The organism is Sphingomonas psychrolutea, from assembly GCF_014636175.1.
In the GTDB taxonomy this organism is placed as follows: Bacteria; Pseudomonadota; Alphaproteobacteria; order Sphingomonadales; family Sphingomonadaceae; genus Sphingomonas; species Sphingomonas psychrolutea.
This window is the reverse complement of the sequence record NZ_BMDW01000017.1, coordinates 22,207-35,549: the sequence shown is the minus strand read 5'-3', so window position 1 is coordinate 35,549 and position 13,343 is coordinate 22,207. Positions and strand designations below refer to the sequence as shown.

General features: G+C 64.3%; 10 protein-coding genes. 4 read left to right on the top strand and 6 right to left on the bottom strand.

The window, feature by feature from the left end; translation table 11 throughout:
• Positions 1-108: 108 nt before the first annotated feature.
• Entirely contained in the window at positions 109-807 is a 699-nt protein-coding gene (locus tag IEV62_RS13280; RefSeq protein WP_188448259.1) for a pirin family protein, read from the bottom strand.
• A gap of 192 nt (positions 808-999) precedes the next feature.
• Here IEV62_RS13280 and IEV62_RS13275 point away from each other — a divergent pair, with 192 nt between their 5' ends.
• Both IEV62_RS13275 and ctrA read left to right on the top strand, forming a co-directional pair.
• Positions 1,000-1,905, top strand: coding sequence for a LysR family transcriptional regulator (locus tag IEV62_RS13275; protein ID WP_188448257.1), 906 nt, complete (start codon positions 1,000-1,002; stop codon positions 1,903-1,905).
• A 147-nt stretch (positions 1,906-2,052) separates the two neighbouring features.
• Positions 2,053-2,757, top strand: coding sequence for a response regulator transcription factor CtrA (gene ctrA / locus IEV62_RS13270; protein ID WP_188448255.1), 705 nt, complete (start codon positions 2,053-2,055; stop codon positions 2,755-2,757).
• 892 nt (positions 2,758-3,649) lie between these two features.
• Here ctrA and IEV62_RS13265 read toward each other — a convergent pair.
• A complete protein-coding gene (locus IEV62_RS13265) occupies positions 3,650-5,311 on the bottom strand; it encodes an amidohydrolase (protein WP_188448253.1) in 1,662 nt (553 codons plus the stop codon).
• 56 nt (positions 5,312-5,367) lie between these two features.
• Here IEV62_RS13265 and IEV62_RS13260 point away from each other — a divergent pair, with 56 nt between their 5' ends.
• Both IEV62_RS13260 and IEV62_RS13255 read left to right on the top strand, forming a co-directional pair.
• Positions 5,368-6,606, top strand: coding sequence for a threonine ammonia-lyase (locus IEV62_RS13260; protein ID WP_188448251.1), 1,239 nt, complete (start codon positions 5,368-5,370; stop codon positions 6,604-6,606).
• A gap of 231 nt (positions 6,607-6,837) precedes the next feature.
• Entirely contained in the window at positions 6,838-7,641 is an 804-nt protein-coding gene (locus tag IEV62_RS13255) for an arginyltransferase (RefSeq protein WP_188448249.1), read from the top strand.
• A 111-nt stretch (positions 7,642-7,752) separates the two neighbouring features.
• Here the strand turns inward: IEV62_RS13255 and IEV62_RS13250 are convergent, their stop codons facing one another.
• From IEV62_RS13250 to IEV62_RS13235, 4 genes are all read right to left on the bottom strand, one after another.
• Positions 7,753-8,559: a transglutaminase family protein gene (locus IEV62_RS13250; RefSeq protein WP_188448247.1), complete on the bottom strand. Its 807-nt coding sequence runs from the start codon at positions 8,557-8,559 to the stop codon at positions 7,753-7,755.
• Positions 8,560-8,586: 27 nt separating this feature from the next.
• Positions 8,587-9,522, bottom strand: coding sequence for an alpha-E domain-containing protein (locus IEV62_RS13245; protein ID WP_188448245.1), 936 nt, complete (start codon positions 9,520-9,522; stop codon positions 8,587-8,589).
• A 4-nt stretch (positions 9,523-9,526) separates the two neighbouring features.
• Complete coding sequence (locus IEV62_RS13240; protein WP_229733127.1) at positions 9,527-11,074, bottom strand: circularly permuted type 2 ATP-grasp protein; 1,548 nt, start codon at positions 11,072-11,074, stop codon at positions 9,527-9,529.
• A 139-nt stretch (positions 11,075-11,213) separates the two neighbouring features.
• Positions 11,214-13,265 (bottom strand): protein-disulfide reductase DsbD family protein, encoded by a 2,052-nt coding sequence (locus IEV62_RS13235; RefSeq protein WP_188448243.1) that lies wholly within the window; start codon positions 13,263-13,265, stop codon positions 11,214-11,216.
• Between the last annotated feature and the right edge of the window lie 78 nt (positions 13,266-13,343).

Genomic DNA, 13,343 nt, shown 5'->3' with positions numbered 1-13,343 from the left:
CCCCTCCCGCCTGCGGGAGGGGTTGGGGGAGGGAATGTTCGGGGAGGCACTGCGTGCGGACACGCTCTCCCCTGACCCCTCCCGCAAGCGGGAGGGGGATTTTACCGGTTACTCAGAATCAACCAGCACCAGCTCGGCATCTTCGAGCGCGGTGATCGTGACGGTCTGGCCGCCATCGATCGCCGCGCCGTCGCGCGCTTCGAACGTTTGGCCGGCAATCTCGATCCGCCCGGTCGCGGGGACGAGATAGGCATGGCGGCCAGCCGCAACCTCGTGCGTGATCGTCTCGCCCGCCCGCACCATCGCCGCCAGCACGCGCGCATCGGCGCGGATCGGCAGTGCATCGCTATCCTCGGCAAACCCACTGGCGAGCGTCACGAACTTGCCCGACCGATCATCCTTCGGGAACGGCTTGGCGCCCCAGGAGGGCGCACCGCCGGTACGCGTCGGTTCGATCCAGATCTGGAAGATCCGGGTCTGTTCGGCTTCCAGATTATATTCGGCATGGCGCACGCCGGTGCCGGCACTCATCACCTGCACATCGCCAGCGCCGGTGCGGCCCTGATTGCCGAGCGAATCTTTATGCGTGATCGCACCAGAGCGGACATAAGTGATGATCTCCATGTCGCGGTGCGGATGCGGCGGGAAGCCGCTGTTCGCGGCGATCTCGTCATCGTTCCACACGCGGATCGCGCCCCAGCCCATCCGGGCGGGTTCGTAATAATCGGCGAACGAAAAATGGTGGCGGGCGTTCAGCCAGCCGTGATCGGCATGGCCCAGGCTTTCGAACGATCTCTTCTCGATCATTGGGTGTCTCCTCATGTTGCCGCTAAGATAGGGATTTCGATCATGCGGTAAATGGAAACACTGGAAACGGATTGTTTCATATAATCTCCCCTCCCGCTTGCGGGAGGGGCTGGGGGTGGGCAATATTCAACGCTCGCAGTGACTCCCCTCCCCCAACCCCTCCCACAAGCGGGAGGGGAGAAAGTTGGTCCCATGCGCCTGCCCGATCTCGAAGCCTGGGCGATTTTCGCCTGTGTCGTCGAACACCGCTCGTTCAGCGGCGCAGCCGACGCGATCGGCGTGTCCAAGGCGACCGTTTCGAAGGCGATCACCCGGCTCGAGACGCATCTCGGCCAGTCGCTGTTCCACCGCACATCGCGCCGCCTCAGCCTCACCGAAAATGGCAAGGCCCTTGCGGAACATGCCGCGCGCATTCTGGCCGAGGCCACTGCGGCCGAAGAAGCCGCGCTCGACGCCGCGACCGCGCCGACCGGCCTGGTCCGCGTCGCCGCGCCAATGTCGCTCGGCCTGATCGCGATCGCCCCCGTCATTGCCGATTTCCTCGTCGCGCATCCGGGCATCGAGATCGACCTGCATCTGTCCGATGCACGCGTCGACATCGTCGCCGAAGGCTTCGACATCGCGCTGAGGATCGCCGCTTTGCCCGATTCCTCGCTGCGCGCGCGCAAACTCGCCGATATGCGGATGTATCTGGTCGCCGCGCCGGAATATCTCGCGCAGGCCGGCACCCCGACGCATCCCGGCCAACTCGGCGAGCATCGCTGCTTTGCCTATACCAACGTCACGACGCCATGGCGCTTTGTTGGGCCGGATGGGACCGAAGTCTCGGTGCGGCTGCGTGGCCCGCTTGCGACCAATAGCGGCGAGGCGATGCTGCCGGCGCTGCGCCGTGGCCTCGGCATCGCGATGCTACCCGATTTCATCGTCGGCGACGATGTTGCGGCGGGGCGGCTGGTGCCGATCCTGTCGGAGTGGATTCCGCATGGCGGCGCGCTGCATCTGATGACCTCGCCCGGAACGCTCCGTCCGGCGCGGGTCGAGGTGTTGATTGCCTATCTCAGCGAGCATCTGAAATCGCTCTGCGCGCTGCAGCGCTAAGTATAATCCCTTGCGACTCGTGGATTCAGGCCGATTAATTTGAAATTAACCTTTTGCGTTCATCACTGAAGAGGTTAATGGTTTGGTTCAGGCAAGTCGGGCCGCCGGGGGTGCCGAACGCCTGATGAAAGAGTGGGGAACGCCCAGATGCGCGTATTGCTGATCGAGGACGAGCCGACGACCGCCAAGGCGATCGAGCTCATGCTGACCACCGAAGGTTTCAATGTCTATAAGACCGATCTCGGCGAAGAAGGCCTCGATCTGGGCAAGCTGTATGATTACGACATCATCCTGCTCGATCTCAATTTGCCCGATATGCACGGGTACGATGTGCTCAAGCGGCTCCGTGTCGCCCGCGTCCAGACTCCGGTGCTGATCCTGTCGGGCATTAACGAGATGGACAGCAAGGTTCGCTCGTTCGGCTTCGGCGCCGACGATTACGTCACCAAGCCCTTCCACCGCGAAGAACTCACCGCCCGCATCCACGCCGTGGTGCGCCGCTCGAAGGGCCACAGCCAGTCGGTCATCCGCACCGGCAAGCTTGCGGTCAATCTCGATGCGAAGACGGTCGAAGTCGATGGCGCGCGCGTCCATCTGACCGGCAAGGAATATGCGATGCTCGAGCTGCTCTCGCTGCGCAAGGGCACGACGCTGACCAAGGAAATGTTCCTCAACCACCTGTACGGCGGCATGGACGAACCCGAACTCAAGATCATCGACGTGTTCATTTGCAAACTTCGCAAGAAGCTGTCGATGGCGTGCGAAGGCGAAAACTACATCGAAACCGTCTGGGGCCGCGGTTACGTCCTGCGCGAACCCGAAGACGTGATGGTCCCCGCCGCCGTCGCCTGATTTTCAAAGACGTACCGCTCCCCAGTACCCGGGAGCAGGCCGCGGCATCGGGGGGTGCCGCGGCCTTTTTTGTCTGGGGGGTGGGGTGGCTGGAAGCGCCCACTTGCGGTCATTCATCTCGCGCTCGGCGGCAGGCATTTCAGTTTGAGGGCCTGCTGTATCCAGGGACGTGCGAAAGCCGCTGCCCGAGTCCTCGCAACATCCAGGTTGAGGGGACGCCCCTCTTTCGCGGCGACCTTTTCCTCTTCGTATGTATACGCCTGCTGGCAATAATCCGCCGCAGATAGCCCAGCGTCGACGTACGGCGAGCCCCTCGCTGCGATCTCATAAGAGATGCGGATCAGGCATTCTTTTGTTCTCTTTCGCTGTACGGCGAGTTTGGGTGCCCAATACCCCTTCGACGCCGGATAGTAGCAGCTTTTCCCCGGCACATTTTGCGCTACGGCTCCCTGAGAGGCCCACAGGTAGGCAAAGCCAAATGCTATGAGCGACTTTCTCATTCGGGCAAATTAGCCAAGAGTTGTTACCTCTGTCTGAATGACGGCTTGCAACCAACTGTCGACGTTCCTGCGGCGCGTCAGTCGCTTGTATCACCACCGCGGTGATCCCGACGTTTGCGAGGCGACCGCACTCTGTTTACACTCCACTTCCTTTGGATCGGTAGGCTTCAGGCCATGTCCTACACGCCCCCGCTCTGCCATACTCATGATCCGGGCTCCCGGCCCGTCGCTCTTTGACCTCGCTGCGCCATCAAATCGCCGCTCGGCCCCGAAGGACCGCGCGAAACGAACCGTTTTACGCCTAACCTTAGCCTAAACTTCCGCGCGCAAAGACGGCCCGATCGTGTCACCTTTGCGACTTTAGCCGGAAAAATGGGCCGTATCGAAAGCCGCTACTTTCGCACCCACACCTTCTCGCCCCCGACCCAGGTCTGCTCGACCTTAGTCGCACGCAGGTCGCTGGGGGATGCCAGCAGCGGGTCACGATCGACGATCACGAAATCGGCGCGTTGCCCGACGCCCAGCCGCCCGAACTTCTCCTCGGCGAAGCCGGCATAGGCCGCCGCGCCAGTGAACGCCCACCACGCTTGCTCGCGCGAGACACGTTCCTCGGGGCGCCAGCCGCCATAGGGCTCGCCATCGGCACCCTGCCGCGTGAAAGCCGCGGCCCAGCCCGCGAACGGATCGGGCTTTTCGACCGGATAGTCCGACCCGAACGCGAGTGTCGCGCCGTTCTTCAGCATCGACGCCCAGGCATAGGCCCCCGCCAGCCGATCCGGCCCCAAGCGCGCCTCGGCCATCGTCCGGTCGCTGGTCTGGTGCGTCGGCTGCATCGAGGCGATGATACCATTCTTGCCGAAGCGCGGAAGATCGGCCGGATCGACGATCTGCGCATGTTCGATCCGCCAGCGCCGATCACCCTTATACGTACCGACCATATCGTCGATCGCGTCGAGTACTTCGGCATTGGCGCGGTCGCCGATTGCGTGGACCGCGACCTGAAAATGGTCGAGCGCAGCGCGGCTCATCAAGTTGCGGATCACATCGTCCGACATGAAGCCCGCGCCCGATTGGCCCGGCGCATCGCGATACGGCTTCTTCAACCACGCCCCGCGCGACCCGAGCGCACCATCGGCATAGAGCTTCACGCCCCCCATGCGGAGCTTGTCAGCATAGAGCCACGGCGTCGGCCCGGTCCCGCCGACGCGTACCGCGGTATCGACCCCGAAGGCGTAGGACATGATCCGCACGCGCAAGGCTCCGGCATCCCCCGCCCGGCGGTAAGCGAGCCAATCGTCGAGGCTGCTGCCCATATCGGCAGTGGCGGTGATGCCATAGCCGAGCAGAATTTCCTGCGCTTTCTGAAACGCATAATCGCGTTCCTTGGGCAGCGGCTGCGGCACGACCTTCTCGACCAAAGCTTGCGCGGCATCGACGAACACGCCGCTCGGCTCCGCGCCGCTCTTCTCGATCCGCCCACCGGCGGGCGAGACGGATTTGGCGGTGACCCCCGCTGCCTTCAACGCCGCGCTATTGCCCCAGCTGGCATGGCCGTCGGCGCGCGCCAGCCACACCGGGCGATCACCCACCACCGCATCGAGATCGGCCGCAGTCGGGAAGCGGCCGAGCCCCCAAACCTCCTGGTTCCACCCGCCACCGACGATCCATTTCCGCTCGGGATTGGCGGTGGCATAAGCGGCGATCGCGGTCTTGGCCTCGTCCAGCGTCTTCGTCCCCGACAAATCGAGTTCGAGCGCGCGGAAACCCAATTCCATCACATGGCCATGCGCATCGATGAATCCGGGCAGCAGAACCTTGCCGTGCTGATCAGAGCGCCAGTCGAGCTTTGCCGGGCGTTTGTCATTCTCGGCCAGCAGCTTGACCACCTTGCCCTCGGGCGAGATCAACAGCCCGGTGAAGCGGACGACCTTGCCGTCCTGATCGAGCGCGATGCCGTTGACGTTATCGACCAGCGCATCGGCGACGGCGGCGGTGGGGAGCAGGAGCGCGGCGAGCAGGCAGGCGGCGCGAGCGACGAAAGGTGAGCTTTGCATGACCCACGCGATAAGCAATGTTCCCCCGCCGCGCCAGATGGTCTAGGCGGCGCGATATGGCTACCCATCCCCGCCCCGCGCCCGAAACCCTCCCCGTCACGCTTGCCGACGTGCAGGCGGCGCACGCGCGGATCGCCGCGCAGATCGTGCGCACGCCGTTCTTCATCAGCCGCACGCTGAGCGAGCTGACTGGCGCGACGGTCTATCTCAAGTTCGAGAATCTGCAATTTACCGCAGCCTATAAGGAACGTGGCGCGCTCAATACGCTGCTACAATTGCCGGCGGGGACCAGCGGCGTGATCGCCGCATCGGCCGGCAACCATGCGCAGGGCCTCGCCTATCACGCCAACCGGCTGGGCATTCCCGCGACGATCGTGATGCCGACCAACACCCCAACCGTGAAGGTGACGCAGACCGAGGGCCACGGCGCGACCGTCGTGCTGCACGGTGACACGTTCGACGCCGCCTATGCCCACGCTCGAGAGTTAGAGGCAACCGGTGGCCTCACCTTCGTCCACCCGTTCGACGACGCGCGCGTCATCGCCGGGCAAGGCACCGTCGCGATCGAGATGCTCGCTGACGTACCGGCGATCGATACTTTCCTAACGCCGATCGGCGGGGGCGGGCTAATCTCGGGCATGGCGGTGGTCGCCGCCGCATCGGATCATCCGATCGAAGTGATCGGAGTCGAGGCCGAGCTCTTTCCGTCGATGTACAACCGAATCAAGGGCACCGACATGCCCTGCGCGGGCGATACGCTTGCCGAGGGCATCGCGGTCAAGGAGCCGGGCGCGATCACCTCCAAGATGGTCGCGGCATTGGTCGACGACATCGTCCTGGTCAGCGAACGCAGCCTGGAACAAGCGGTCAGCCTGTTGCTGCAGATCGAAAAGACCGTGGTTGAAGGGGCCGGGGCAGCGGGCCTCGCCGCGCTGCTGCAACATCCCGAACGCTTTGCCGGCAAGACCGTCGGCGTCGTGCTATGCGGCGGCAATATCGATACGCGCTTGCTCGCCAATGTGCTGCTGCGTGACTTGGCACGCTCGGGCCGGCTCGCCCGGTTGCGCGTCCGCTTGCAGGATCAGCCGGGCGCGCTGTTCAACGTCGCGCGGATCTTCGAACAGCAGCGCGTCAACATCCTCGAACTCGCGCACCAGCGGATTTTCACAAATCTCCCCGCCAAGGGCCTCAGCCTCGAAGTCGAGTGCGAAACCCGCGACAAGGCGCATCTCGATCGCCTGCTCGCCGCACTGCGCGCGAGCGATTACGATGTGAGCACCATCGAACTGGCATAGTCCCAAGAGTGTGACGAGTGGAATCTCGCGCGCGGCGAACCGAGTCGCGCGACCCTTTTCGACGCGCGCAAAACCGGGCATCATTCTTAAGTGCTAGAAATCGTTTGATCGCGGTCTGCGTTAACCACCAATCATGGTAAAGCGGCTTTTCATCACGTTCCCGCTGATTCATAACACGCCTCAGCAGTCGGCATCGGGGCGGCGCGGACAGACTTGAGGAAACCTTTCACGGTGACTGCACCCTTTCGGTTTCCCAGGTTCTTCGTCACCAGCCCTTCGCCCTGCCCGTATTTGCCCGGTCGGCAGGAGCGCAAGGTCTTCACCGAATTGCGCGGCGACCAAGCATCGGATTTGAACGACGCGCTTGGCCGGATCGGTTTCCGCCGAAGCCAATCGGTCGCGTATCGGCCGAGCTGCGCGGGCTGTACCGCGTGCGTGTCGGTGCGGGTCGTCACCGCCGATTTTGTGCCGAATGCGACACAGCGCCGCCAAGTGAAGCGCAACGCCGATCTCGAAGTGTCCGCCTGCCGCCCGTGGGCGACCGACGAGCAGTTCCAGTTGCTCCGTCGCTATCTCGCCTCGCGCCACCCCGGCGGCGGCATGGCAGAGATGGATGAGGGCGACTATGCCGACATGGTCGAGCATTCGCCCGTCAACAGCTTCATCGTCGAATATCGCGAACCGTCGCTGCACGGCGAGCGCGGCAAGCTCGTCGGAGCCTGTCTGACCGATCAACAAGCCGATGGGCTGTCGATGATCTACAGCTTCTTCGATGCCGACAATGAACAGCGTCGTGGTCTGGGCAGCCAGATCATCATGGACCACATCCTGCGCGCGCGCAGCGTCGGCCTGCCTTATGTCTACCTCGGTTATTGGGTGAAGGGATCGCCGCGTATGGACTATAAGATCCGCTATCGCCCGATCGAAGTGCTCGGCCCGAAAGGCTGGAGCCTGTTGGTCGACGAGGACGCGAGCTATGCGCCGCCGGCCGAGAAATACGCCATCATGGCCGAGCAATTGGTGGGGACAAGGTAGGCAATCTAGATTTTGCGGTGCTCCTGCGAACGCAGGAGCACCGAGCAACAATCGGCAGCCCTCGGAACACTGGGCTCCTGCGTTCGCAGAAGACCTGAGCTTTGATTGGGTTTACTGCCCAGCCCGATCCACGTGCAGATCGACGTCGAGCGCCTCCTCGCCCTCCCCCAGCCGCGAGCCGGCGACCGGAGCCGCTCCCGCCGAATCCAGAGCGACCGCGACCCGCACATAGGCTTCATCGGCACAAAGTCCGGTGCACGAGTCGAACGCGACCCAGCCCAGCCCGATAACATGCGCCTCAGCCCAGCCATGTGGCGCGGGGCTGGCATCGTCGCCGAAACATGCCGGGCTGTAGCCCGAGACATAGCGCGCCGGAATCCCGAGCGAACGCGCCGCCGCGATGAACATTTGCGCCAGGTCGCGCGGCGTGGCGGTCGGGTGCTGAAAGGCGGTGGCGGCGCTCTGGCCAGCAGCCGGGCGCCCGTGATCGAGGGCGAAACGCCGGTGCACCGCACCATTCAGCGCGTGGAGCGCCGCCAGCGGCTCGCCGAGGCCGACGTCGCGCGCGAAATCACGCATGTCGAGGTCTGCCATCGTCAGCACCGTCTCGCGCAGGAACAAGGCGGGCGGGAGCGGCTCATGCGCGCCGTGGACGATACCGTTGGACGGATTGGTCAGCACCTCTCCCGATACGGTGATTTCGATGCTGTCGACCGGTCCATCGACATACAGCATCGTCGTGCTGTTTCCGAAGCCGTCGCGCCCGCGGCGGAAGCGCGCGTCACAATCGACGTGCACGTTCCAGCTGGCGACCGACTGATCGTGCGTGTCCTCGGGATTGACGCGCAGCAATTGGATCAAGCGCGCCTGCGGGGCGGTAAAGCGATACGTCGTGCGGTGATCGACGATCAGTCTCATTGGGGCGATCTCATTGGGGCAACCGCATCAAGTGAACTTGAACTGTCGACCGACCGCCCGGTGCAACTCGTCATTCTCGGCGATGAAGCCTTGCAGATATTGGTGAAGCCCGCGCGAAATCACCGCGCCCGACGCCATCTTGGCCAGCCGCATATGGCGATTGCGCGCCATGCGGTCGGCCTCGCCGTGCAGCCCGGTGCGCTTGGCGAGCAGGTTGAGGATATCGACCGCTTCCTCGACCGACGCCGCCAGACTGCGCGGTAATTCGGGCCGTGCAATCAACAAGTCGATGACATTGGCGGGCTTCAGCCCTTCCGAATAGAGCCAGCGATAGGCGGTGACGGCGGACACCGTCTGTAAAATCGTCGTCCATTGGTCGCGATCGACCACACCACCGACGCGTTCGCCCTCGGGCAGCAGGATGTGGTACTTCACGTCGAGCAGCCGCGCGGTATTGTCGGCCCGCTCGATCGCTTGCCCCAATCGGATGAACCATGTCGCTTGATTGCGCAGCATGCGGTGCACCGCGCCCTCGAACCCGCGCGTCTCGGCCTTAACCGCTTCGACCAGATTGAGCGTTGCCATCGCGCCACCGGGGCTCGAACGGTTGTCGAACAACAACCAGGCGCGGTTAATCCCGGTCCACGCTTCCTTAGTAAGCGCGGTACGCACCGCGCGCGCATTATTGCGCGCCATGTCGAGCGAGCGGACGATCGAACCGGAGTGGCTTGAATCGACCGTCAGAAAGCGCGCGACATTGTTTTGCGTGACGCTTTGACCGGTCTTGGCGAAGGCGCTGTCGGTCTCGCTAACCGCGAGCGCGCTGGCCCACGCCGCCTCCCCCGCCGGACGCGGCGACAGCACGTCGAGCCGCACCGTCGCCTCGACCAGGCGTGCGATGAAATCGGTCCGCTCGACATAGCGGCCGAGCCAGTAGAGCGAAGATGCGGTGCGCGAGAGCATTTTTCTATTCCGCCCCCGCAGGGGGAGGACGACCATTTGCCTCTTCCGGCAAATGGTGGAGGGGCAGTTCCGGGCGCAGCGCCTGCGACTGCCCCTGCGACTGGCGCTGCCCGCGCGCCGCGCCATTATCCATCAGCACGAAGCTGTCCTTCGTCCCGCCGCCCTGCGAGGAATTGACCACCAGCGACCCCTCTTTCAAAGCCACCCGCGTCAGTCCGCCAGGCACGACTTGCACGCCCTTCGATCCGGTCAGCACGAACGGCCGGAAATCGACGTGGCGCGGCGCCAGACCCGCATCCGCCAGCGTCGGCACGGTCGACAGCGCGAGCGTCGGTTGCGCGATGTAGCGGTGCGGTTTGGCGATCAGCGCGGCGCGAAACGTCTCGATCTCGGCCTTGGTCGCGGTCGGCCCGACCAGCATCCCGTACCCGCCCGATCCGTCGACGAGCTTGACCACGACGTCCTTCAAATTGTCGAGCACATACTTCAGCGCCTGCGGCTCGCGGCAGCGCCACGTCTCGACATTGGGCAGCTTCGCCTCGCCGCCCGAATAGAAGCGCACGATTTCGGGCATGTACGAATAGATCGCCTTATCATCGGCAATGCCATTGCCCGGCGCGTTGATCAGCGCGACGTTGCCGGCGGCATAGGCCGCGATCAGCCCGGGCACGCCGAGCATCGAATCCGGACGGAAGACGAGCGGATCGAGATAATCGTCGTCGATCCGGCGATAGATGACATCGACCTTCACCCGCCCCGCGATCGTGCGCATCCACACCACATCGTCATCGACGACGAGATCGGCCGCCTCGACCAACTCAACCCCCATCGAATCCGCGAGGAAGCTATGCTCGTAATAAGCCGAGTTGTAATGGCCCGGCGTCAGCACGACGCAGACCGGCGCGGCGACGCCTTCGGGCGCGACCGATTTCATCGTTTCGAGCAATCGATCAGGATAGCTGTCGACCGCCGCCACCCGGAAATCGCGGAACAGTTCAGGGCACAGCCGCAGCATCGCCTCGCGATTTTCGAGCATATAGCTGACGCCCGATGGCGTGCGCGCATTATCCTCGAGCACGAAGAAATCGTCTGGGCCGGTGCGCACCAGATCGATCCCGCAGATATGCGCCCAAATGTCGTGAGGTGGACGGATCCCGGCGATTTCGGGCCGGAACTGCGCGTTGCCGAAGATCAGATCGGGCGGCAGCACGCCCGCATCAAGGATTTTGCGCTCGCCGTAAATGTCGACCAGAAAAGCATTGATCGCCTCGACCCGCTGAACCAGCCCAGCCGAGAGCCGCGCCCATTCATCGGCGAGGAAGACGCGTGGCACGATATCGAACGGAATGATCCGCTCGCTCGCATCGCTATCGCCATACACCGCAAAGGTAATACCGAGTTGCCGGAAGGTCGCCTCGGCCGATTGTTGGCGACGGCGCAATTCTGCGTCGGGCGTCTCGTCGATCCAAGCGCCGAGCGCGGCGAGTTCGGGCCGCGCCACGGTCGAACCGGCTTGCCCCATAATCTCGTCGAACGCCGGTCTTGTCGCCATTGAAACGGTAAAGCCCCCAAACGCCTGTCAGTTCCATGCTGCGACGAATTGCTGCGTTGCACAAGCATTGCCGAACAGAAAAGTGCCGGGGGCACTTTTCCGGCAATGCTCGGCGGAGCGAAGCGCAGCCGCAGCCGCGCTACGCCCCGAGCCCCGCCAACAAAGCTGGCGTCAAAACCTGCGGCAAGACCTGCGGTTCAGCCGCGCCCGGTGCGTAATACAAATAGAGCGGCACGCCCGCGCGGTTATGCGCTTCGATGAAGCGTCCCATCACGGGATCGCCATTGGTCCAGTCGCCGACCAGCACCGCAACCTTGTGATCGGCAAAGCTTTTGCGCGTTGCATCGGTGTCGATCGCGATTTTCTCATTGACCTTGCACGTCAGGCACCAATCGGCGGTGAAATACACGAACACCGGACGGTTGGCTTTCCGCAGGGCGTCGAGCTTGGCTTCGGTGAACACCTCGCTTCCGGCTTCCGCCACAACCGCGCCAGCAGGAGCACGGCTCACCAGCGTGGCGCCGCCGACCGTCACCACTGCCAGGGCACCCAGCGCAACCCAGCCGAACGCCAGCCCGCGTGCCTGACGCCGACCACCAATCCACAAGGCGAACCCTGCGAAGAGCGCGGCGCCAAGCCCAAGCGTCAGCCCGTCAACCCCGGCTTGCCGCCCCAGCACCCACGCCAGCGCCAGCGCGGTCAGCCACATCGGCACCGACAATATGTGGCGGAACGTCTCCATCCACGCGCCGGGCTTGGGCAAGCGCTTGCGCAAAGACGGCACGAAACCAAGCAACAGGAACGGAATCGCCAGCCCTAGTCCAAGCCCCGCAAACACCGCGAGCGCGGCGGGCCATGGCAGCACCAGCGCCGCGCCCAGCGCGGCCCCCATGAACGGGCCGGTGCACGGCGTCGCGATGAACGCCGCGAGCGCGCCGGTCGCAAACGCACCGCCCGCGCCGCCCGAGCGGTTGACGAATTGCGGCGTCGGAATCTCGAACAGTCCGCCAAGGTTGAGCGACAGCGCCACCGTCAGCAGCAACAGCACGACGATCGCACGCGGGTCCTGCAGCTGGAACGCCCAGCCGACGGCCGTGCCCCCGGCTCGCAGCGCGAGGATCGCGCCGCCCAATCCCACACACACCGCCACCACGCCGGCCGTATAGGCGAGCGCCTCGCGTCGTGCCGCGCCCTCGTCGAGATGCCCACGCGCCAGACTCAGCGCTTTCAGGCTCAGGATCGGAAAGACGCACGGCATGACGTTGAGGATCAAGCCGCCGAGCATCGCGCCGCCAAAGGCGATCAACGTCGCGAGCAGAACGCCCCCGGCGACACCCGACGCGGCGCGCGTCGCCGCCGCTACCGTCCCGGCATTGGCGGTCACGACCAGCCCCTGTTGCTGACCGATCTGCAACACGCCCGAAAGCGGCCCGGTGCCACCCGCGCCGCCCGCTTTGGTTTCGATCACCAGCCGGTCTCCATCCTGCGCAACCGTTTGCGGCGCGGAATAATCGACCAGTCCGGTCGTGATCGGGTAGAAATACACCTGCTTCGGCAGCGCCGCGCCTGCGGGATAGGGGATCGCGATGCGGACGCGGCCGCCACTTGTTTGAAACATGCCCTTTGCGTCGAGCGGCTTGGGCACCGCGCGCCGCCACGCGTCGAAGCGACTCTGCGCTTCTGTCGATACGGCGCCGTCGCCGACCGTCAGCACCGTCGCCACATCGGCGGATTCGGGCACGCACACTTCGGGCGAACAAACCAGATAAGTGGTGTGCAGCTTGACCGGCAGCTGCGTCCCCGCCGCCAGCCCGGCCGGAATTGTCAGCGTCACCAGCGGGGCATAGGGCTTGTCGAATACATAGTTCATCAAATCCGCGACGATCAGCCGACCCGGCACAGGATAAGCTGGCGCGCTCGCCGTCACGCCCTTGGGCAGCGTCCAGTCGAGCTTCGCTGCAAATCCAGCATCGCCCGGATTCTGCCAATAACCGTGCCAGCCCGGCTGCGGCACCGTCGCCAGCGCGAGCGTGACGGTCGATCCGGCGGCAGGGCGCTCAGTTTCGGCGACCAGCGTCATCGTCAGGTGCGGGCCCTTGCCATAGGGGTCTGGTGCCACGCCTTGGGCATGCGCGCCGCTGGCCGCGAGAAACGCCAGCAAAGTCACCGTGATGTAATGAAACCAGCGCATCGCTCATCCTTGTTGGCCAGCTTGTCGGCCTAGCCCCGACGCGCCATAGCGGCACAATCGGTCCGCCGCCAATTCGGA